Raw genomic sequence first — 19,255 nt, forward strand, 5'->3', positions numbered from 1 at the left:
AGCACGACCTTGCCAAGGTCGGGGTCGCGAGTTCGAGTCTCGTTTCCCGCTCCAAATACAGAAAAAAGCGACCGAAAGGTCGCTTTTTTCGTTTCTGCCTGGCGTATTACCTCACCCGTGCCGAAGGGAGCCGCCCATGATCGAAGCCACCTGGATCGCCTTCGCGTTCGGACTGGGCCTGGTGGCCCGGGTCATTGGCCTGCCGCCGCTGATCGGCTATCTCGGCGCCGGGTTCGCCCTGGCCGCGTTCGACAACCAGCTCGGCATCACCCGCGAGGACAGCGAGATCCTGGCCCATCTGTCGCACCTGGGTGTGTTGCTGCTGCTGTTCACCGTGGGTCTCAAGCTCAAGCTCGGCAACCTGGCCCGCCCGGAAGTGGTGGGCGGCAGCGTGCTGCATTTCGCGCTGTCCTCCGTGCTGATGCTGCCGCCGATCCTGCTGTTCCTGGAGGTCGGCTGGTACGAGGCGCTGATGCTCTCGGTGGTACTGGCGTTCTCCAGCACCGTGCTGGCCGCCAAGGTGCTGGAGAGTCGCCGCGAACTGAAGGCCTTCCATGGTCGCGTGGCGATCGGCGTGCTGATCATGCAGGACCTGATCGCCCTGCTGGTGATGAGCCTGACCAGCGGCCAGGTGCCCTCGGCCTGGGCGCTGCTGGTCTTCCTGCTGCCGCTGCTGCGCCCGTTGCTGTTCCGGTTGCTCGATCACAGCGGTCATGAAGAGTTGCTGGTGCTGCTCGGCCTGATGCTGGCGCTGGTGGTTGGCGGCCTCGGCTTCGAGTCGGTGGGACTCAGTTCCGAGCTGGGCGCGCTGGCCTTCGGCGCCATGCTGGCCAAGCATCCGCGCGCCGGTGAGTTGTCCAACTCCCTGTGGTCGGTCAAGGAAGTCTTCCTGGTCGGCTTTTTCCTGCAGATCGGCATCGGCGGATTGCCGGATGCCGACGCGCTGATCTTCGCGGCGTTGATGTCGCTGCTGCTGCCGCTGAAGACCGTGCTGTTCTTCTTCCTGTTCCTGGCTTTCCGCCTGCGATCGCGCAGCGCCTTCCTCAGCGCCGCCAGCCTGACCAACTACAGCGAATTCGGCCTGATCGTCATGAGCGTGGCCATGCCGCAATGGCTGGTGCCGCTGGCCATCACCGTGGCCTTCTCGTTCATCCTGTCCGCGCAGTTCAACCGGGTCTCCGCGTCGCTCTACAACCGGCTGGCCAGCCGGCTGGTGCGGCTGGAGCGCAACACCCGCCATCCCGACGAACAGCCGGTGTCGCTGGGCGATGCGCAGATTCTGGTCATGGGTATGGGGCGCTCCGGGCGCGCCGCCTACCACTACCTCAAGGAAAAAGGCTACCGGCTGATCAGCCTGGATTCCGACCCGGTAGCCGTCGAACGGGCGGCCGGCGAGGGCTGCAACGTCCTGTATGCCGACGCGGAAGACCAGACATTCTGGCAAAGCCTGGAAATGCGCCAGGTCGAGGCGGTGATCCTGACCATGAACGACGCCGAGGCGAAGGTCATCGCCAGTCGCAAGCTGCGTGAAAGGGGCTTCACTGGCCTGCTGGTTTCCCATGCCCTCTACGAGGACGTCGCCCGGCAGATCGAGGCGGCGGGCGCGGATCACACCTACCTGACCATGAGCGAGGCCGGCGCTGGTCTGGCGCAGAACGTGGCGATGCAACTGGAAGCCCGCCACGCACGACCGCAGGTCTGAGGCTCAGGCGCTGGCGCCGTAGGCAAAGGCCCGCGCGAGCCAGCGCTCACGTGTCCTGGGGCTGGCGGTCTTCACCGGGCCGAAGTTCGTCACGGTGACCGGCCTGATGCCGCAGAACCCGAGAATGGTGCGCCGCATCTGCTGGTGCCCGGGCATCCGATACACCCAGCGGTAATACCAGGGCGGCGTATCCAGGGTGACCAGCAGATGCGCCGAGCGCCCCACCAGCAGCCCGTCGGCCATCAGGGAATCCTTGCGAAAGCGGAAGGCGAAGCCCGGCAAGAGCACCCGGTCGAAGAAGCCCTTCAGCAGGGCCGGTATCGAGCCCCACCAGATCGGATAGACGAAGACCAGGTGCTGAGCCCAGGTGATCGCTTCCTGGGCGGCCAGTAGGTCGGGCTCCAGCGGCTGGATGCAGTTGTAGCCCTCGTGGAGGATGGGATCGAACCGCAGCGACCCGAGCGCGAGGCTGCGCACCTCATGACCTGCTGCTTCCGCCCCCTTGACGTAGGCCTGGGCGAGCGCGCCGCACAGGCTGTCCTGTGCGGGATGGCCGAGGATGACCAGAATTCGTTTGTTCATGCCGACTCCTTTTCTGGGAAAGCGGCAGCCTAAGGATTGCCCCTAGGGGAAGGGTCAAGCGGTTTTTTCGCAGTCCCACAGGGCGGGCGCGTCAGTCAGACGTTGCCGAAGGTCATTCAACTGTCCGATCCGTGTCGTTGCGGCGTCGACCTGCGCCTGCAGGGTGCGCCGCTTGCGATCGATCTGTTCGACGATGTCATCCAGGCTGGGCGCCTGGCCGGTGGATGCGCCCCGCAGGGTCTCGGCCAGTTCCTTGAGCGTGAAGCCGAGCGTCTGTGCGCAGCGAATGGTTTCGACCATGCCGATCACCTCCGGCGCATAGACGCGATACGTGCCCCGGCGCCGGGGCGTCGGAATGAGCCCCAGTTCCTCGTAGAGGTAGATCGCCTTGCGCGACGCGCCGGTCCGCTTCGAGAGATCGCCGATATACATGTCGTGGCCCACATCAGCCCCGGCCGAGGGCGGAAACCAGGCCGGCGATGAAGAATACGCCCGCCAGAAACAGAATCTGGTTGCGCTGGCGATCCGTGAACACATAGCTCTGGCCCCTGCTCTGGGCGTACACATCGCCCGTCAGGGCCACCACGACCGCGGCGGGGGTGAACAGCAGAAGCGAAATCATGATGAACCAGCGCTTGCGGAACCAGGGTAGCTCGGCATAGGGCGTGTCGATCTTCGTGAAGGCTTTCGGATTCATGGGGTTTCCATCGGGGCTTCCGGAAAGGCAGGACCAACTGAGCCCCGCATCGCCCATATCATATTGATTGCTCTGGGCAGAAGTCTGTCGGGTACGTTGATCTGGATCACGGGCGCGATGTGGCGCGCTTTTGTAGGAGCGAACTTCAGTCGCGAGCCTCGAACCCGACCGCACAACGCGGACACAGGCAGGCCCGGTCCACCTGATCCGGCGGCAGCCGTTGCAGCGCTTCCGGGCTCACCGTCACCTGTCGACACCAGCATTCCGCGTCGAAATGCCCGGCGGCGGCCGGCGCGCACTGATTCGCACCGCCACACAGCGGACAGCGTTGGAGGGGAAGGGGGTTCTGCATACGTTGACTACCTGTAAGGGGCCGAGCGGCGCGCGGATTCTGCATCACCGCGCCATCAGTGCAAATACGCCCCAGCCCAGGTACTCGCGCGTATACGTGGCATAACGCACCGGTTCCGAGGTCAGTTGGGCGCGCACCTCGTTCGCCAGCTCGTCGCCGGGATTGGCGGCCAGCCAGCGGCGCATGGTGAGCCATTTGGCCGCCTCGTATCGGTCCCAGCCGTCCTGGTCGGCCAACACCATTTCCACCACGTCATAGCCGAGGCGGCCTAACGAGGCGAGCAGCTCCGGCAGCAGGAGAAAGTCGGCCATCGAATGGGCCTGGCAGCCCCTGGCCACGTCCTCCGACGGCGGTAGCTGTCGCCAGTAGGGTTCGCCGATAAGGATGATTCCTCCGCTGCGCAGACTGCGTGCCAGCAGCGCGAGGGTGCCGGCGACGCCGCCGCCTATCCAGCTGGCGCCGACACAGGCGGCCACATCGACCTTCTCATCGGAGACATAGCCGGCGGCATCGCCGTGGACGAACGTGACCCGATCGGCCACGCCCAGCTCCACGGCACGGCGCTTCGCCTGCTCGCTGAACAGCTGGCTCAGATCGACGCCGGTGCCCACCACGCCGTGATCGCGCGCCCAAGTGCAGAGCATCTCCCCCGAACCGCTGCCCAGGTCGAGTACCCGGGCACCCGGCTCCAGGCGCAGCGCCGCACCGAGCGTGGCGAGCTTGTCGGGCGTGATCGGATTGTGGATACGGTGAGCGCTTTCCGTGATGTTGAAGATGCGCGGGATGTCCATGGGTAGATTCCTCAATTGAGTGCTTACGGCTCGGGCCCTTGCGCATCAGGAGCAACGCTACCTGCCTCGCCCAGCAACCGGAGTGTCCGCGCATCCGGCTCTCCTGCAAAGAGACGTTCCAGCGCAGCGCCGAAAACCGGCTCGTCGGGATCGGCGCGGGCGAACAGGGTCATGCACGAGCGGAACTTCAGCGCATCGAGCTCGCCCAGCACCAACTCCGCTCCGAGGGGCTGGTGCGCCAGCATGGCTGCCGTGGCGTCGCGCAGCCGCTGGCCCAGCAGCGGATGCGCAAGATACGCCCGCGCCTCGGCCAGTCCACTCAAACCGTAATAGTCGGCGTTGACGCTGCGCCCCAGCCCCTTGAGCTGGGGAAACACGAACCAGATCCAGTGCGTTCGTTTCCGGCCCGCACGCAGCTCGGCCAGCGCCGTTGTGTAGGAGGCGTGCTGGGCTTCGATGAAGCGCGAAAGGTTGAACACATCGTTGGTCATGGGGACTCCGCTAGGGGGGTAATGAGGTGCGCTCGTCGTCAGAGCAGTCCCTGCAAGGTCGCCAGGGTGTCGGCTTCCTCAACGCGCTTGTCGGTACGCCAGCGCAGGATGCGCGGAAAGCGCACCGCCACGCCGCTCTTGTGGCGCTTGGACAGCGCAATGCCCTCGAAGCCCAGCTCGAACACCAGCGTCGGGGCGACGCTGCGCACCGGGCCGAAGGTCTCGACCGTGGTGCGGCGGATGATGGCGTCCACCTGGCGGATCTCCGCATCGGTCAGCCCCGAATAGGCCTTGGCGAAGGGCACCAGCACCCGCTCGCCGGGCGCCGAATCGTCCCACACAGCAAAGGTATAGTCGGTGTACAGGCTGGCCCGGCGACCGTGGCCGCGCTGGGCGTAGATCAGCACCGCATCCACGAAGAACGGATCGATCTTCCACTTCCACCACAGCCCCAGGTCGCGGGTGCGCCCCACGCCGTACAGTGAGTCGAGGCGCTTGAGCATCATCCCTTCCACGCCGAGGCTGCGCGAGGCTTCGCGTTGCTCGGCCAGCGCTTCCCATGTGTCGCTGCTCAGTTGGGGCGACAGGCGCAGCGCGGGATGCGCGACCGCGGCCACCAGCCGCTCCAGCTCCATCCGGCGGTCTTCCTGGGGGCGGCTGCGCCAGTCCTCGCCCTGGTACTCGAGCAGGTCATAGGCCAGCAACACTGCTGGCACCTCGTCCAACAGCTTGCGGCTCAGCGTCTTGCGGCCGATGCGTTGCTGCAGCAAGGCGAAGGGCAGGATGCCGAAAGCCGCGTCGTTGCCCGGCGGCGGATCGCGCCAGACGACGATTTCCCCATCCAGCACGCAGCCGTCCGGCAGCGCCGCGGCCAACGCCTGCAGCTCGGGGAAACGCTCGGTGATCAGCTCCTCGCCCCGCGACCACAGCCAGGATTGCCCGTCGCGACGAATCAGCTGCGCGCGGATCCCGTCCCACTTCCATTCCACCAGCCACTCCTCCGGCGGGCCGAGCAGCGCCGCGAAGCGCTCCACCGGCTCCTGCAGCGGATGGGCGAGAAAAAACGGGTACGGCTGGCCGCCGCGCTGGGCATGTTCATCGCCGGACTCCGGCGCGATCAGCGCCAGATAGTCGGCCGCAGTCGGGCGGTGCGCCAGGTCCGTGTAGCCGACCAGGCGCTGGGCGACGCGCTTGGCATCCAGTCCGGCCAGGGTGGCCAGGGCGCGGGTGACCAGCAACTTGGAAACCCCGACGCGAAAAGCGCTGGTGATCAGCTTCAGACTGACCAGCAGGCTCGGCCGGTCCAGCTGCGTCCACAGGGCGGCGAGGCGTTCGGCCAGTTCTTCCGGTGGCAGACTGCGCAGGGGCAGCAGCGCCTGCTCCATCCACCAGGCCAGCCCGTGTTCGCTGCCGGTGCCGGTTTCCGGCAGCAGCAGGGCGATGGTTTCCGCCAGATCGCCGACCGCCTGATAGCTCTCCTCGAACAGCCAGTCGGGCAACTGCGCCTGGCGGGTGGCCAGCTCGCGCAGCAGGCGGGTTGGCACCAGCTGGCGCGGCTTGCCGCCGGCCAGGAAGTACACCGCCCAGGCCGCGTCGGCCGGCTCGACCTGGTTGAAATAGGCCTGCAGAGCGTGCAGCTTGGCGTTGCTGGAGGTGGTGGCGTCCAGCTGGGCGTACAGCTCGGCAAAGGCCTTCATGTGGCCGCCTCGCTGACGGGCGTGTCGTCCTCCTCGCCGTACTCGGTGGCAAACGCCCGCGCGTCCAGGCCCTGTTCGCACAGATAGCGCACCAACGTCTCCACCTGGCCATGGGTGACCATCACCCGCTCGGCGCCGGTCTGCGCGATGGCCCACAGCAGGCCGGGCCAGTCGGCGTGGTCGGACAGCGCAAAGCCCCGGTCCACGCCACGCCGCCGGCGCGTGCCGCGCAACAGCATCCAGCCGCTGGCAAAGGCGTCGCTGCAATCGCCGAAACGGCGCATCCAGGGACTGCCGCCTGCCGAGGGCGGGGCGATCACCAGGGCCTGGCGCAGCGCCGGATCGTTCTTGCGGAAATCGCCGGCGTATTGGGTTTCAGGCAGGTAAACCCCGGCGGCGCGGTACACCCCGTTCAACGGCTCCACCGCACCATGCACCAGCAGCGGACCGATGCCGGCGTCGATGCCGTGCAGAATGCGCTGCGCCTTGCCGAACGCATAGGCGAACAGCACGCTGGCCCGCATGGCCTCGGCATTGGCGCGCCACCAGGCGTTGATGTCGGCGAAGATCGCCGCCTGCGGCGCCCAGCGGTAGATCGGCAGGCCGAAGGTGGATTCGGTGATGAAGCAGTGACAGCGCACCGGCTCGAACGCCGCGCAGGTGCCGTCCGGCTCCACCTTGTAATCGCCCGAGGCCACCCAGACCTCGCCACGGTACTCCAGCCGTACCTGCGCCGAGCCCAGCACATGGCCGGCGGGGTGAAAGCTGAGGGTCACGCCCTGATGCTCGATGCGCTCGCCATAAGGTAGCGTCTGCAGATTGATGTCCGACCCCAGTCGCACCCGCAGCACGCCTTCGGAGGGCGCCGCCGCCAGATAGTGCCGGCTGCCCCAGCGCGCATGATCCCCATGGCCGTGGGTGATTACCGCACGATCCACCCCGCGCCAGGGGTCGATATAGAAATCACCGGCCGGACAGTACAGCCCTTCCGGGCGGGCAACGACCAAATCCATGCAAATGCCACCGGGGGAGGAGGGGTATGTAGGTTAAGAGTCGGGTGGGGTGGGGAGGTTCGTTGGCGGGGGCTGGGCCTGGCACAGCCGAGGGTCACGCGGGCAGATTCCGGAGGTAAGGTGGCATGTGGGTTGCTTGCCTGAATGCGGTAGGGCCATTTCTTGAGGAAATTCAATGATTTCGGGTATCTCGTCGCACGCCATTTCGACTGTTTTCTCCCCAAAGCCTGCCGATGGCGGCAAAGTTTTGCCTCATCCCAAACAAGCCACTGAGTCGATTGGTTCGGATCAAGCATTTCCGAACCTTGAAACCGTAGCGGCGCTCTCCTCTATCGCCCAGAAATATGATGTTCGGAGCATGTCTCCCCGCGAAATGGCATCGATGAGTCAGGAGCTGTTTCAAGGCGGCTTTATCTCCTTCCAGGATCACGCCTTGTTGTCGTTTCAGCCTGATCTGGGCCATCCGCTGCCCGGTGCTGTTCAGCAACCCGACATGCCGCTGGATTTCATTGCGCACCGGGAAAGGCAGTTGCAGGTTCATGCGCAGCGTGGCGAGACGTCCTTCGCTGCAAATGACAGGAAGATCCTGAGCCTCCTCGGAAATTTGGAAGTATTAGCCTGACCGGGGAGTTTCGCGTCATTAAGAAATGTGCGCGATGCTGTCTTGCTTCGATTCCCTCCAATGGCCTTACTGGCGCCGTCTGACGGTTGGTCATTCGCTCTGGCTGAAATTTCCTGCTGACAGTCCTGTCCACCCTGCATGGCCTATATGCGGAGGCGATCATGGAAGGCATGTTTTTCAGTAGCGGAACAGCTCTGATACGCACGTTGGTTGTAAGCGTGCTGGCCTATATCAGCCTGGTGCTACTGTGCGCAGAAAAGCCCGACCTGCATCCCTCTAGGTCGGGCTTTTTGCCGCACTTAGTCGTAATTACATCGTCGGGTAATCGATATAACCCTCAGGGCTTGAGCCGTAGAAGGTCTCGAACTTCGGCTCATTCAGCGGCGCATCCTGCTCCAGTCGCTTCACCAAATCCGGGTTGGCAATAAAGGGCACACCAAAGCTCACCGCATCGCACTTGCCGGCCGCCAGCCAGGCGTTGCCCTGTTCCTTGGTGAAGCCTTCGTTGGCGATCAGCGCACCACCAAACTGCTGCTTCAGTTGCGGAGCGATGCTGTCTTCGCCTTCCTTCTCGCGGGTGAAGATGAAGGCGATCTTGCGCTTGCCCAGTTCGCGGGCTACGTAGCCGAAGGTTTCCGCCGGGTTTTCATCGCCCATGTCGTGGCTGTCGCCGCGCGGGGCGAGGTGCACGCCGACGCGGCCGGGGCCCCAGACCTTGATCAGCGCGTCGGTGATTTCCAGCAGCAGGCGGGCGCGGTTTTCCAGCGAACCGCCGTAGGCGTCGGTGCGCTGGTTGGTGCGGCTCTGCAGGAACTGGTCGATCAGGTAGCCGTTGGCGGCGTGCAGTTCCACGCCGTCGAAGCCGGCTTCCTTGGCGTTTTCCGCACCCTTGCGGAAGGCTTCGATCACGCCGGCGATCTCGGCGGTTTCCAGGGCGCGCGGGGTTTCATAGTCCTTCTTCGGGCGCACCAGGCTGACGTGGCCGGCGGGCTTGAGGGCGCTGGGCGCGACGGGCACTTGGCCGTCCAGGTAGATCGGGTCGGAGATGCGGCCGACGTGCCAGAGCTGCAGAACGATCTTGCCGCCGGCGGCGTGCACGGCGTCGGTGACTTTGCGCCAGCCCTGGATCTGTTCGGCGCTCCAGATGCCGGGGGTGTTCGGGTAGCCGACGCCCATGGGGGTGACGGAGGTGGCTTCGGTGAGGATCAGCCCGGCGCTGGCGCGCTGGCGGTAGTACTCGACCATCATCTCGCTGGGCACGCGGCCGGCGTCGGCGCGGCAGCGGGTGAGGGGCGCCATGATGATGCGGTTGTTGAGGGCGAGGTCGCCGAGGGTGATGGGGGTAAAAAGGGTGGGCATGGAAGATCCCTGTATTTCCGGTTGGGAGGATGGCAGGAAGATGGGGGCGGGGTGGGGGTTTGCAAGGGAGGCGGGCGCATGGAACGGTAGGGTGGTCGGCGCTTTTCCGGCCACCAAGTGGTGGGCACCGGTGGTTCGTCCGGTGGCCAACGCGTTGCGTTTACCACCCTACGGGGGTGGGTGCAGCCAATAAAAAACACCCCGGCGGCGCAGGCCGGCGGGGTGTTCGCGTGGGCTGCGCGGCTGTGCATGGAAGCCGCGCAGGGATCACTCGGTTACTGCTTCTGCGGGTCGAACTGCTTGTCCTTGATGAACAGGGCAGGGATCACGCCGCAGATGAAGTAGGCCGCGCCCATCACCAGGAAGCCCAGGCCGATGGAGTACTGCGTGGCCAGGAAGCCGATGGCGGCCGGGGCAATCGCCGCACCGATACGACCGATGTTGTAGGCGCCGCCCACGGCGGTGCCGCGGTACTTGGCCTGGAACGATTCGGTCATGTAGGTGGCGTTCACGCCGTAGGGGATGCCGTACAGGAAGCCGAACACGACCAGCATCCACAGGATGGTGTCGGGGCTGTGGTACAGCACGATGATCGGCAGGAACACGGCGGTACCGATGGCGCCGAAGGCATACACGGCGCGACGGCCGAACTTGTCCGCGGCCATGCCGGCCAGGATCTTGCCGAGAATCATCGCGGTGTAGGTACCCACCAGGTAGGCGGTCATGGACTTGAAGTTCATGCCCATTTCGGTCTGCAGGTAGGCCGGCATCCAGTTGTTCACGCCGTAGTAGCCGAACTGCAGGAAGCCTGCGGTCAGGCACCAGAAGATGAACATGCTGCGCGCCTGGCGGTCGCCGAAGATCATCTTGTAGGCGCTTTCGCGCTTTTCCGGAGCGACAGCTGTGTCCTTCACGCCTTCGGCCAGCTTCTTGGCCTGCTCGGCCTTGGCCTTGACCCAGGCAGCCGGCTCGGGAACCAGGCGCTGCATGAAGATGGCCAGCAGCACCGGGATGATGGCGACGTAGAAAAGGTAGCGCCAGCCATAGGTCGGCAGCAGCCAGCCGGCGAGCAGGGTGGCCACGATGTAGCCCACGGACCAGCCGGCTTGCAGGGTGCCCAGCACGGTGGTGCGGTACTTGGTGGGCACGTACTCGGCCATCAGGGTGTTACAGGCCACGTACAGTGCGCCCAGGCCCAGGGAAGACACGAAGCGGAAGAATGCGAACTGCCAGTAGCTCTGGGTCAGGCCCAGGGCTGCGGTACCGACCGAGAACAGGACGATGGTCCAGACCACGGTCTTGACGCGACCGAAGCGGTCGCAGGCCCAGCCGCCATATATGCCGCCGATGGCCATGCCCGCGAGGGTAAAGCTACCCAGGCTGCCGGCCTCCAGGTTGGTCAGGCCGAATTCTTCCTTGAGGCTGGTGAGGCTGTAGGAGAGGAGCATCAGGTCCGCACCGTCGATCAGTAGACCGAGGAAGCAGAAGATGAAAACGATGATCCAGATTTTGCTCTGCGGGGCTGCCGCGCCCGGAAGCGTAGTCGTCGTGCTGCTCATAACGAACGAAACCTATATAGGTGTAGCGAAATGGGGCGCAACGCTGCCCCGTATGAAGAAGCCTTCTGCGGCGAGCCCGGTAGGCTGCCGCAGAGGCGTGGGCAGGGTTAGCGCTGCGCTTCGCGGATCATGTTGCGAGCGATGATCACCTGCTGGATCTGCGTGGTGCCTTCGTAGAGGCGGAACAGGCGCACGTCGCGGTAGAAGCGCTCGATGGCGTATTCGCTGATGTAGCCGGCGCCGCCATGGATCTGCACGCCACGGTCGGCCACGCGGCCGCACATTTCGGTGGCGAACATCTTGGCGCAGGAGGCTTCGGTGCTGACGTTCTGGCCGGCGTCGCGCTTGCGCGCGGCGTCCAGGACCATGCAACGGGCAGCGTAGATTTCGGCCTTGCTGTCGGCCAGCATGCCCTGGATCAGCTGGAACTCGGCGATGGCCTGGCCGAACTGCTTGCGCTCCAGTGCGTACTGCAGGGAGTCAGCCAGCATGCGCTCGGCGGCGCCCACGGACAGGGCGGCGATGTGCAAGCGGCCCTTGTCGAGCACCTTCATGGCGGTCTTGAAGCCGACGCCTTCCTTGCCACCGATCAGGTTCTCGGCCGGTACGCGGACATTCTCGAAGATCACGTCGGCGGTGTGGGCACCTTTCTGGCCCATCTTGTGGTCGCGCTTGCCCACGGTGACGCCGGGGGTGCCGGCTTCGACGATGAACGAGCTGATGCCGCCCGCGCCCTTGATCTCGGGGTTGGTGCGGGCCATCACGGTGAAGATGCCGGCGTGCGGGGCGTTGGTGATGAAGCGCTTGGTGCCGTTGATCACGTAGAAGTCGCCATCGCGCACGGCGGTGGTCTTCAGGGAAGCGGCGTCGGAACCCGAATCCGGCTCGGTCAGGCAGAAGGAGCTGAGGAACTCGCCGGCGGCCAGCTTGGGCAGGTACTTGGCCTTCTGCTCGTCGGTGCCGTCCAGCAGGATGCCGATGGAGCCGATGCCGTTGTTGGTGCCGATGTAGGAGCGGAACGCCGGGGAGGTGCGGCCCAGTTCAAAGGCGATGTTCACCTCTTCTTCCATGGTGACGCCCAGGCCGCCGAAGTCCTCCGGAATGGTCAGGCCGAACAGGCCCAGGTCCTTCATCTGCTGGACGATATCGGCCGGCATCTCGTCGGTTTCGGCCACTTCATTCTCACGGGGAATGAGGGTTTCGTTGACGAACTGGCGGATGGTATCCAGCAGGATTTGCAGGGTTTCCGGATCGCGGATCATGTGTACTCCTCGGGGTCCGATCAGTCGGACGTGTCATATCGACGAGGCATGACCCGCGTCGCTATCAGCGGGTACTGGCCTCGATGTTGCTAACCATGTGGACCAGTCGCGGTCCGATGTCCTCTTCCAGCTTTTCGCGCGAGAGCTGGAAACTCGGGCCGCCACAGTTGAACACCAGCAGCCCGTGCTGCGCGTGCACCATTGGCACGGCCACGGCATTCACATCCCGGTGCCATTCGCCGATCGACAGGCAGTAGCCGTAGTCGGCGTAGTCCCGGAAGGCCTTTTCCAGTCCCTTGCGGATCTTCGGCCAGTCCTCCGCGTGTCGCGTGCGGATGTGGTCCAGCAGAAAGTCGCATTCGCTCTCTGGCAGTCCGGCCAGACAGGCGCGTCCCGCCGCACTCAGATGCAGGGGCAGGTGGGTACCCACCTGGCGGCGCATCGTGAGGTTGCCCTGGCCGTGCACCACGTCCAGGTAAACCATCTGCAGCCGGTCCCGGGCCGCCATGGCCACCGCCGCGTTGGCGTGGTTGGCCAGCTGCTCCATCAACGGATGCGCCACCGCCCGGATCGACAGGTTGGAGAGCATCGCGTAGCCGAACGACATGACGCCGACGTCCAGCTGGTATTTCCCACCCGGCAACTGCTTGAGGTAGCCGAGCCGCGTCAGGGTGTACGTCAGCCGGCTCACGGTCGGCCTCGGCAGATTGGCCTTGCGGGCCAGCTCCTGATTGCTCAGCACGCTCTCGCGCGGGCTGAAGCAGCGCAGCAGCTCCAGGCCACGGGCCAGCGCCGTGACGAACTGGCGGTCCTTTTCCTCCTCTTCGAAGGCGGACATCGGGTCGAGCAGCACCCGTTCGACGTCCGAACCGGTCTCCTGCTCAGGGGACCGATCCCTGATCTTGCGCTGCATGGTAGAGCCTCCATTTTCCTAAAATCAAATTTTCGAAATTGTATTCCGCATAGCGGACATTGAGCAAGAGCCGCGAGCTTGGCGGATTTTCCCCGGTTTGCTGGCCAAATTGCAGCGGTTTCGTTCGACCAAAGTCGTAGGTCCGAGGAGTGACATTTACAGAAAACGAACTTCGAACCTATCATTCTGGCGAAACGTGAAATGCAATTTCGCATAGCGGACATTGCTGCATGGTCAGAACCGGAGCAGAGATGAGCCAATCCACCGATCCAGTCGTGCTGCTGGAGTATCCCGTCGACGGCGTCGCCGTCGTGCGCATCAGCCGTCCCGAAGCCAAGAACGCGCTCAATTCGGCCGTTCGTCATCAGCTGGCCGAACACTTCCGGGCGCTGGCCCGGCGCGACGACATCCGCGCCATCGTGTTGACCGGGGGCGAGCAGTTCTTCGTGGCCGGTGCGGATATTAAAGAGTTCGCAACCGCCTCGCCGATTGAGATGTATGGCCGTCACACCGAGTTGCTGTGGGACCCGATTGCCCGTTGCCCGAAGCCAGTCATCGCGGCGGTCAACGGCTTCGCCCTGGGCGGCGGCTGCGAGCTGGCGATGCACTGCGACATCATCGTCGCCGGTGAATCCGCCCGATTCGCCCAACCGGAAGTCAAGCTCGGCCTGATGCCGGGCGCCGGTGGAACCCAGCGGCTGGTTCGCGCGGTCGGCAAGTTCCAGGCCATGCGCATCGCCCTGACCGGCTGCATGGTCAAGGCGCCCGAAGCGCTGGCCATCGGCATGGTCAGCGAAGTGGTGCCGGATGATCAGACCCTGGCCCGCGCCCTGGCCCTGGCCAGCGAAATTGCCGCACTGCCGCCGCTGGCCGTGCAACAGATCAAGGAAGTGATGCTGGCTGGCGCCGACCTGCCGCTGGACAGCGCACTGACCCTGGAACGCAAGGCGTTCCAGCTGCTGTTCGATTCCGCCGATCAGAAGGAAGGCGCCGCCGCCTTCTTCGAGAAGCGCAAACCTACCTATCGCGGGGAGTAAGCATGGCCCGTTCGATCCAAATCATGGGGCTGGTCGGCACCGGCGTGATGGGCGCCGGTATCGCCCAGATCGCCGCCCAGGCCGGCGTGGAAGTCCGTCTGTTCGACGCCCGCGAAGGCGCGGCCCAGGCCGCCCGCGACAACCTGGCGGGTACCTTCGCCAAGCTGGTGGCCAAGGGCAAGATCACCCAGGCATCCGCCGATGCGGCCCTGGCGCTGCTCAAGCCGGTCACCCGAATCGAAGAACTGGCCGGTTGCGACATGGTGGTGGAAGCCATCGTCGAGAACCTTGACGTCAAGCGCGGCCTGCTCACCCAGCTGGAAGGCATCGTGGATGCCGAGTGCATCCTGGCCACCAATACCTCGTCGCTGTCGGTGAGCGCCATCGCCACCGCGTGCCAGCACCCCGAGCGCGTGGCCGGTTTCCACTTCTTCAACCCGGTGCCGCTGATGAAGGTCGTCGAAGTCATCGACGGCATCGCCACCGAGCCGGCGGTCAGCGACGCGCTGCTGGACCTGGCCAAGCGCATGGGCCACACCGGCGTGCGCGCCCAGGATACCCCTGGCTTCATCGTCAACCACGCCGGCCGTGCCTACGGCACCGAGGCCCTGAAGATCCTCGGCGAGGGTGTGGCGCCCAAGGGTGATGTGGACCGCATCCTGCGCGAAGGCGCCGGGTTCCGCATGGGCCCGCTGGAGCTGTTTGACCTGACCGCGCTGGATGTCTCCCATCCGGTGATGGAATCCATCTACACCCAGTTCTATCACGACCCCCGCTACCGTCCCTCGCCGCTGACCCGCCAGATGCTGGTGGCCGGCCGCGTCGGCCGCAAGGTCGGCCAGGGCTTCTACCGCTACGAGAACGGCCAGATGGTCGATGCGCCGCAGCCGCAGCCGGTGCCGACCGTCGAGCAGCTGCCGCCGGTGTGGGTGATGAGCGAGAACGCCGGGGACCAGCAGAAGCTGGTGGCGCTGGTGAAAGCGCTCGGTGCCCGCGTGGAGGAGGGCGAGCGTCCTTCCGACGAGGCCATGTGCCTGATCGCGCCCTATGGCGATGACGCCACCACCGCCGCCACCTGCTTCGGCGTGGATGCGGCGCGCACCGTTTGTATCGATCTGCTCACCGACCTGTCCCGTCACCGCACCCTGATGATGACTCCGGCCACTCGTCCCGACATGCGCGACGCCGCCCATGCGCTGTTCGCCCGCGATGGCGTGGGCGTGACCGTGATCCGTGACAGCGTCGGCTTCGTGGCCCAGCGTGTGCTGGCCATGGTGGTCAACCTGGCCTGCGACATCGCCCAGCAGCAGATCGCCAGCCCCGAAGACATCGACCAGGCCGTGCGCCTAGGCCTGGGTTACCCCCAGGGTCCGCTGGCCTGGGGCGACAGCCTCGGTCCGCGTCGCCTGCTGACCATACTGGAGCGCATGGTGGACATGACCGGCGACCCGCGTTACCGCCCGAGCCCCTGGCTGCGCCGCCGTGCCCAACTGGGCCTGTCGCTGCGGCAGGCTGAGCCGTCCGCCGTCTAATCCTTCTTCTATATAGGTTTCAACATGCTCAACGCCTACATCTACGCGGGCCTGCGTACTCCCTTCGGTCGCCACGGCGGTGGCCTGGCGCCGGTGCGCCCGGACGACCTGGTCGCCGACGTGATCCGCGAGCTGATCGCCCGCACCGGTATCGACGGCGCTGCCGTCGACGACCTGATCCTCGGCAACACCAACCAGGCTGGTGAAGACAGCCGCAACATCGCCCGCCACGCCGTGCTGCTGTCCGGCCTGCCGGTCACCGTGCCCGGTCAGACCGTCAACCGCCTGTGCGCCAGCGGCCTGGCCGCGGTGATCGACGCTGCTCGCGCCGTCACCTGCGATGAAGGCGAGCTGTTCGTCGCCGGCGGCGTGGAAAGCATGTCCCGCGCGCCGTTCGTCATGGCCAAGGCCGAGAAGGCCTATAGCCGCGACTTCACCGTGTACGACAGCACCATCGGCGCGCGCTTCCCGAACCCGAAGATCATCGCCCAGTTCGGCAACGACACCATGCCGGAGACCGGTGACAACGTGGCCCGTGACTTCGGCATCAGCCGTGAAGAGGCGGATATCTTCGCCGCCGCCTCCCAGGCCAAGTTCGAGGCCGCCCGCCAGGCCGGTTTCTTCGCCGAGGAAATCCTCCCGGTGAGCGTGCCGACCGGCCGCAAGACCCCGCCGGCGATCATTGCCGAGGACGAGCATCCGCGTCCGCAGTCCGACCTGACCACGTTGGCCAAGCTGCGTCCGCTGTTCGAAGGCGGCGTGGTCACCGCCGGCAACGCCTCGGGCGTCAACGATGGTGCCGCCGCGCTGCTGATCGGCAGCCAGGCCGCCGGCGAGAAGCATGGTCTCACGCCGATGGCGCGCATCCTGTCGGCGGCCGCCGCCGGCGTCGAGCCGCGCATCATGGGTGTCGGCCCGGTCGAGGCCATCAACAAGGCCGTCGCCCGCGCTGGCCTGACCCTGGCGGACATGGACATCATCGAGATCAACGAAGCCTTCGCCTCCCAGGTGCTGGGCTGCCTGAAGGGCCTGGGCGTCGCCTTCGACGACCCGCGCGTCAACCCGAACGGTGGCGCCATCGCCGTGGGTCACCCGCTGGGCGCCTCCGGTGCCCGTCTGGCGCTGTCCACCGCGCGCGAACTGCAGCGCAGCGGCAAGCGCTATGCGGTCATCAGCCTGTGTATCGGTGTCGGCCAGGGCCTGGCCATGGTCATCGAGCGCGTCTGAGCACACGGCCCTTTCGGCCATTTAAACCAGGTCGGCGGCATTGCCCGCCGGCCGCGTTGAAAAGGTAAGAGACATGGGTGCATTGAGTGGGATTCGGGTACTGGACCTGAGTCGTGTGTTGGCAGGCCCCTGGTGCGGCCAGATCCTGGCTGACCTGGGCGCCGAGGTGATCAAGGTCGAGCGTCCGCGCGTGGGTGACGACACCCGTGGCTGGGGCCCGCCGTACATGAAGACCCCGGAAGGCGAGAACAGCGCCGAGGCCTCCTATTACCAGTCCGCCAACCGCAACAAGCTGTCGGTGTCCATCAACATCGCCACGCCGGAAGGCCAGGAGCTGGTGCGTGCACTGGCCGCCACCTCCGACGTGCTGATCGAGAACTACAAGGCCGGCTCGCTGGCCAAGTACGGCCTGGACTACGAAAGCCTGTCGAAGCTCAACCCGCGCCTGGTCTACTGCTCGATCACCGGCTTCGGCCAGACCGGCCCGCGCGCCGAAGAGCCGGGCTACGACTTCATCATCCAGGGCATGGGCGGCCTGATGAGCATCACCGGCGAGAAGGACGGCGTGCCCGGCGCCGGCCCGCAGAAGGTGGGCGTGGCCGTGGCCGACGTGATGACCGGCCTGTACTCCACCATCGCCATCCAGGCCGCGCTGCTGGCCCGCGAGAAGACCGGCCGCGGCCAGCACTGCGACATGGCGCTGCTGGACGTGCAGGTGGCGGCGCTGGGCAACCAGAGCCAGAACTACCTGAGCACCGGCCGTTCGCCGGGCCGCCAGGGCAATGCCCACGTGAACATCGTTCCGTACCAGGTGTTCACCGCCAAGGACATGGACTTCATCATCGCCTGCGGCAACGACACCCAGTTCGTCGCCCTGTGCGACGCCATCGGCCTGCCGGAGCTGCCGCTGGACCCGCGCTTCACCAAGAACGCCGACCGCGTGCGCAATCGTGACGTCATCGTCGGCATCCTGTCCGAGCACTTTCTCACCGACACCGCCGACAACTGGGTCTCGAAGATCCACGCCGTGAAGGTGCCGGTCGGTGTGATCAACGACATCGGCCGCGCCCTGGCCGAACCGCAGGTGCTGGCCCGCAACATGCTGGTCAACATCCCGCACGCCCAGAACCCGGACTTCAGGATGGTCGGCAGCCCCGTGAAGCTGTCCGACACCCCGGTCGAGTACAAGCGGCCGGCGCCGATGCTCGGCGAGCACACGGACGAGGTGCTCAGCACCCGCCTGGGGCTGTCCGCCGAAGCCCTGGAGCTGCTCAAGGACAAGGGAATCATCGAGCAGCTGAAGTAATCGCTGGCTCACTGCCTGAGCTGGAAGTCCCCGGTCGTGTAGCGACGCGACCGGGTCAGCAACACGCAACCACAAGAGAGACAATATGAAACCGTTGATGAAAATGCTGATGGCGGCAGGTGCTGCCGTGTTCCTTCCGCTGATGGGCACGAGCGCCCAGGCCGCGGACTGGCCCGCCAAGAACGTCACCCTGGTGGTTCCCTACGCCGCCGGTGGCACCACCGATATCCTGTCCCGTCGCGTAGCCGACCTGCTGGGCACCGAGCTGGGCATCACCGTGATCGTCGAGAACCGTCCCGGTGCCGGCACCACGGTCGCCACCGCGCAACTGGCCCGTGTGTCCAAGCGCGATGCCGATTACCGCGTGCTGATGTCCTCCCCGGGACACACCGTGGGTGCCAGCCTCTATCCGCTGTCGTATGACCCGGTGAAGGATTTCCGCTTCATCCAGAACGTCATCGACATCCCCAACGTGCTGGTCGTGCCGGCCAAGAGCAAATACCAGACCTTCGAAGAGTTCGTTGCGGCTGCCAAGACCGAGGCGACTTCCTACAGCTCGCCCGGCATCGGCAGCTCGATCCACATGTCCGGTGAACTGTTCAAGTCGAAGATCGGCGCGCCGAACATGACCCACGTGCCGTTCCGTGGCAGTGGCGAGGCGCTGCCGGCGCTGCTGGCCGGTGACGTGGATTTCTCGTTCGAGAACCTGCCGACCGTCTACCCGATGATCAAGTCCGGTCAACTGCGCGTGCTGGCGGTCACCACCAACGAGCCCTCGCCGTTCCTGCCGGAAGTGCCGACCGTCAAGGCCGCGGGCGTCGCCCACGGGCTGGGCGACTTCGCGACCTCCGCCTGGTTCGGCCTGATCGGCAGCGCTTCGATGTCCGACGAGGCCTACGGCAAGCTGCAGGTGGCGGTGAACAACGTCATGCAGAGCCAGGCCTTCAACGATTTCCTGCCGCAGCTGGGTGCGATTGCCGGCAAGGAATCGGGCGATGCCTTCAAGGCCATGGTCGAACGCGACATCAACCAGTGGGCCGCTCTGGTCGAGGCGACCGGCCTCGGCGAATAAGCGCCTGCAGCTCCACGGGGCGTCGCGGTACGCGGCGCCCC

At 65.6% G+C, this 19,255-nt stretch carries 19 protein-coding genes and 1 pseudogene; 8 read left to right on the forward strand and 12 right to left on the reverse strand.

Annotated features, from left to right (window positions below; translation table 11 throughout):
• Positions 1 to 136: 136 nt before the first annotated feature.
• On the forward strand, positions 137 to 1,702 hold the full coding sequence (locus AS93_RS0117025) for a cation:proton antiporter family protein (RefSeq protein WP_027591710.1): 1,566 nt from the start codon (positions 137 to 139) through the stop codon (positions 1,700 to 1,702).
• Positions 1,703 to 1,705: 3 nt separating this feature from the next.
• Here AS93_RS0117025 and AS93_RS0117030 read toward each other — a convergent pair whose 3' ends face one another.
• The 8 genes from AS93_RS0117030 to AS93_RS0117060 all read right to left on the reverse strand — a co-directional run bounded on the left by AS93_RS0117030 (position 1,706) and on the right by AS93_RS0117060 (position 7,325).
• Entirely contained in the window at positions 1,706 to 2,284 is a 579-nt protein-coding gene (locus tag AS93_RS0117030) for an NAD(P)H-dependent oxidoreductase (protein WP_027591711.1), read from the reverse strand.
• Positions 2,285 to 2,338: 54 nt separating this feature from the next.
• A complete protein-coding gene (locus AS93_RS0117035; protein WP_027591712.1) occupies positions 2,339 to 2,716 on the reverse strand; it encodes a MerR family transcriptional regulator in 378 nt (125 codons plus the stop codon).
• A gap of 13 nt (positions 2,717 to 2,729) precedes the next feature.
• On the reverse strand, positions 2,730 to 2,981 hold the full coding sequence (locus tag AS93_RS20895) for a hypothetical protein (protein ID WP_027591713.1): 252 nt from the start codon (positions 2,979 to 2,981) through the stop codon (positions 2,730 to 2,732).
• Positions 2,982 to 3,126: 145 nt separating this feature from the next.
• Entirely contained in the window at positions 3,127 to 3,378 is a 252-nt protein-coding gene (locus AS93_RS20420; protein WP_324606725.1) for a cysteine-rich CWC family protein, read from the reverse strand.
• Positions 3,378 to 4,124, reverse strand: a complete 747-nt coding sequence (locus AS93_RS0117045; RefSeq protein WP_027591714.1) for a class I SAM-dependent methyltransferase — start codon at positions 4,122 to 4,124, stop codon at positions 3,378 to 3,380. The genes AS93_RS20420 and AS93_RS0117045 overlap by 1 nt, the downstream gene beginning before the upstream one ends.
• Positions 4,125 to 4,147: 23 nt before the next feature.
• Positions 4,148 to 4,615, reverse strand: coding sequence for a DUF1810 domain-containing protein (locus tag AS93_RS0117050; RefSeq protein WP_027591715.1), 468 nt, complete (start codon positions 4,613 to 4,615; stop codon positions 4,148 to 4,150).
• A gap of 38 nt (positions 4,616 to 4,653) precedes the next feature.
• A complete protein-coding gene (locus tag AS93_RS0117055) occupies positions 4,654 to 6,312 on the reverse strand; it encodes an ATP-dependent DNA ligase (RefSeq protein WP_027591716.1) in 1,659 nt (552 codons plus the stop codon).
• Positions 6,309 to 7,325 carry a ligase-associated DNA damage response exonuclease gene (locus AS93_RS0117060; RefSeq protein ID WP_027591717.1) on the reverse strand — a complete coding sequence of 339 codons (1,017 nt, stop codon included), beginning with the start codon at positions 7,323 to 7,325 and terminating at the stop codon, positions 6,309 to 6,311. Before AS93_RS0117060 ends, AS93_RS0117055 begins: the two co-directional genes overlap by 4 nt.
• 175 nt (positions 7,326 to 7,500) lie before the next feature.
• On the opposite strand from AS93_RS0117060, the gene AS93_RS0117065 reads away from it, so the two are divergent.
• Both AS93_RS0117065 and AS93_RS21245 read left to right on the forward strand, forming a co-directional pair.
• Positions 7,501 to 7,947 (forward strand): hypothetical protein, encoded by a 447-nt coding sequence (locus tag AS93_RS0117065; protein ID WP_027591718.1) that lies wholly within the window; start codon positions 7,501 to 7,503, stop codon positions 7,945 to 7,947.
• Between the two features lie 161 nt (positions 7,948 to 8,108).
• Positions 8,109 to 8,195: pseudogene (locus AS93_RS21245) on the forward strand (DUF421 domain-containing protein); the annotation flags it as partial.
• 61 nt (positions 8,196 to 8,256) lie between these two features.
• Here AS93_RS21245 and AS93_RS0117070 read toward each other — a convergent pair.
• The 4 genes from AS93_RS0117070 to AS93_RS0117085 form a co-directional block, all read right to left on the reverse strand.
• The gene (locus tag AS93_RS0117070) at positions 8,257 to 9,306 is read right to left on the reverse strand and encodes an alkene reductase (protein ID WP_027591719.1); all 1,050 of its coding nucleotides are present in this window, start codon (positions 9,304 to 9,306) and stop codon (positions 8,257 to 8,259) included.
• A gap of 275 nt (positions 9,307 to 9,581) precedes the next feature.
• On the reverse strand, positions 9,582 to 10,865 hold the full coding sequence (locus AS93_RS0117075) for an MFS transporter (protein WP_027591720.1): 1,284 nt from the start codon (positions 10,863 to 10,865) through the stop codon (positions 9,582 to 9,584).
• A 107-nt stretch (positions 10,866 to 10,972) separates the two neighbouring features.
• A complete protein-coding gene (locus AS93_RS0117080) occupies positions 10,973 to 12,127 on the reverse strand; it encodes an acyl-CoA dehydrogenase family protein (RefSeq protein WP_027591721.1) in 1,155 nt (384 codons plus the stop codon).
• A gap of 64 nt (positions 12,128 to 12,191) precedes the next feature.
• Positions 12,192 to 13,040 (reverse strand): IclR family transcriptional regulator, encoded by an 849-nt coding sequence (locus AS93_RS0117085; protein ID WP_027591722.1) that lies wholly within the window; start codon positions 13,038 to 13,040, stop codon positions 12,192 to 12,194.
• Between the two features lie 251 nt (positions 13,041 to 13,291).
• On the opposite strand from AS93_RS0117085, the gene AS93_RS0117090 reads away from it, so the two are divergent.
• The 5 genes from AS93_RS0117090 (at position 13,292) to AS93_RS0117110 (ending at position 19,214) form a co-directional block, all read left to right on the forward strand.
• The gene (locus AS93_RS0117090; RefSeq protein ID WP_027591723.1) at positions 13,292 to 14,077 is read left to right on the forward strand and encodes an enoyl-CoA hydratase; all 786 of its coding nucleotides are present in this window, start codon (positions 13,292 to 13,294) and stop codon (positions 14,075 to 14,077) included.
• Positions 14,078 to 14,079: 2 nt separating this feature from the next.
• The gene (locus tag AS93_RS0117095) at positions 14,080 to 15,609 is read left to right on the forward strand and encodes a 3-hydroxyacyl-CoA dehydrogenase (RefSeq protein WP_027591724.1); all 1,530 of its coding nucleotides are present in this window, start codon (positions 14,080 to 14,082) and stop codon (positions 15,607 to 15,609) included.
• A 24-nt stretch (positions 15,610 to 15,633) separates the two neighbouring features.
• The gene (locus tag AS93_RS0117100) at positions 15,634 to 16,836 is read left to right on the forward strand and encodes a 3-oxoadipyl-CoA thiolase (RefSeq protein WP_027591725.1); all 1,203 of its coding nucleotides are present in this window, start codon (positions 15,634 to 15,636) and stop codon (positions 16,834 to 16,836) included.
• A 73-nt stretch (positions 16,837 to 16,909) separates the two neighbouring features.
• Positions 16,910 to 18,142 (forward strand): CaiB/BaiF CoA-transferase family protein, encoded by a 1,233-nt coding sequence (locus tag AS93_RS0117105; protein WP_027591726.1) that lies wholly within the window; start codon positions 16,910 to 16,912, stop codon positions 18,140 to 18,142.
• 85 nt (positions 18,143 to 18,227) lie between these two features.
• Entirely contained in the window at positions 18,228 to 19,214 is a 987-nt protein-coding gene (locus AS93_RS0117110) for a tripartite tricarboxylate transporter substrate binding protein (RefSeq protein WP_027591727.1), read from the forward strand.
• The last annotated feature ends 41 nt before the right edge of the window (positions 19,215 to 19,255 follow it).

The sequence above is a fragment of the Pseudomonas sp. RL genome, from assembly GCF_000647775.1.
Classification (GTDB): Bacteria; Pseudomonadota; Gammaproteobacteria; order Pseudomonadales; family Pseudomonadaceae; genus Serpens; species Serpens flexibilis.

Excerpts from the sequence above, each read along its gene's own strand:
- AS93_RS0117025 (WP_027591710.1), top strand. The coding sequence starts at position 137 with ATGATCGAAGCCACCTGGATCGCCTTCGCGTTCGGACTGGGCCTGGTG.
- AS93_RS0117030 (WP_027591711.1), bottom strand. The coding sequence starts at position 2,284 with ATGAACAAACGAATTCTGGTCATCCTCGGCCATCCCGCACAGGACAGC.
- AS93_RS0117035 (WP_027591712.1), bottom strand. The coding sequence starts at position 2,716 with ATGTATATCGGCGATCTCTCGAAGCGGACCGGCGCGTCGCGCAAGGCG.
- AS93_RS20895 (WP_027591713.1), bottom strand. The coding sequence starts at position 2,981 with ATGAATCCGAAAGCCTTCACGAAGATCGACACGCCCTATGCCGAGCTA.
- AS93_RS20420 (WP_324606725.1), bottom strand. The coding sequence starts at position 3,378 with ATGCAGAATCCGCGCGCCGCTCGGCCCCTTACAGGTAGTCAACGTATG.
- AS93_RS0117045 (WP_027591714.1), bottom strand. The coding sequence starts at position 4,124 with ATGGACATCCCGCGCATCTTCAACATCACGGAAAGCGCTCACCGTATC.
- AS93_RS0117050 (WP_027591715.1), bottom strand. The coding sequence starts at position 4,615 with ATGACCAACGATGTGTTCAACCTTTCGCGCTTCATCGAAGCCCAGCAC.
- AS93_RS0117055 (WP_027591716.1), bottom strand. The coding sequence starts at position 6,312 with ATGAAGGCCTTTGCCGAGCTGTACGCCCAGCTGGACGCCACCACCTCC.
- AS93_RS0117060 (WP_027591717.1), bottom strand. The coding sequence starts at position 7,325 with ATGGATTTGGTCGTTGCCCGCCCGGAAGGGCTGTACTGTCCGGCCGGT.
- AS93_RS0117065 (WP_027591718.1), top strand. The coding sequence starts at position 7,501 with ATGATTTCGGGTATCTCGTCGCACGCCATTTCGACTGTTTTCTCCCCA.
- AS93_RS0117070 (WP_027591719.1), bottom strand. The coding sequence starts at position 9,306 with ATGCCCACCCTTTTTACCCCCATCACCCTCGGCGACCTCGCCCTCAAC.
- AS93_RS0117075 (WP_027591720.1), bottom strand. The coding sequence starts at position 10,865 with ATGAGCAGCACGACGACTACGCTTCCGGGCGCGGCAGCCCCGCAGAGC.
- AS93_RS0117080 (WP_027591721.1), bottom strand. The coding sequence starts at position 12,127 with ATGATCCGCGATCCGGAAACCCTGCAAATCCTGCTGGATACCATCCGC.
- AS93_RS0117085 (WP_027591722.1), bottom strand. The coding sequence starts at position 13,040 with ATGCAGCGCAAGATCAGGGATCGGTCCCCTGAGCAGGAGACCGGTTCG.
- AS93_RS0117090 (WP_027591723.1), top strand. The coding sequence starts at position 13,292 with ATGAGCCAATCCACCGATCCAGTCGTGCTGCTGGAGTATCCCGTCGAC.
- AS93_RS0117095 (WP_027591724.1), top strand. The coding sequence starts at position 14,080 with ATGGCCCGTTCGATCCAAATCATGGGGCTGGTCGGCACCGGCGTGATG.
- AS93_RS0117100 (WP_027591725.1), top strand. The coding sequence starts at position 15,634 with ATGCTCAACGCCTACATCTACGCGGGCCTGCGTACTCCCTTCGGTCGC.
- AS93_RS0117105 (WP_027591726.1), top strand. The coding sequence starts at position 16,910 with ATGGGTGCATTGAGTGGGATTCGGGTACTGGACCTGAGTCGTGTGTTG.
- AS93_RS0117110 (WP_027591727.1), top strand. The coding sequence starts at position 18,228 with ATGAAACCGTTGATGAAAATGCTGATGGCGGCAGGTGCTGCCGTGTTC.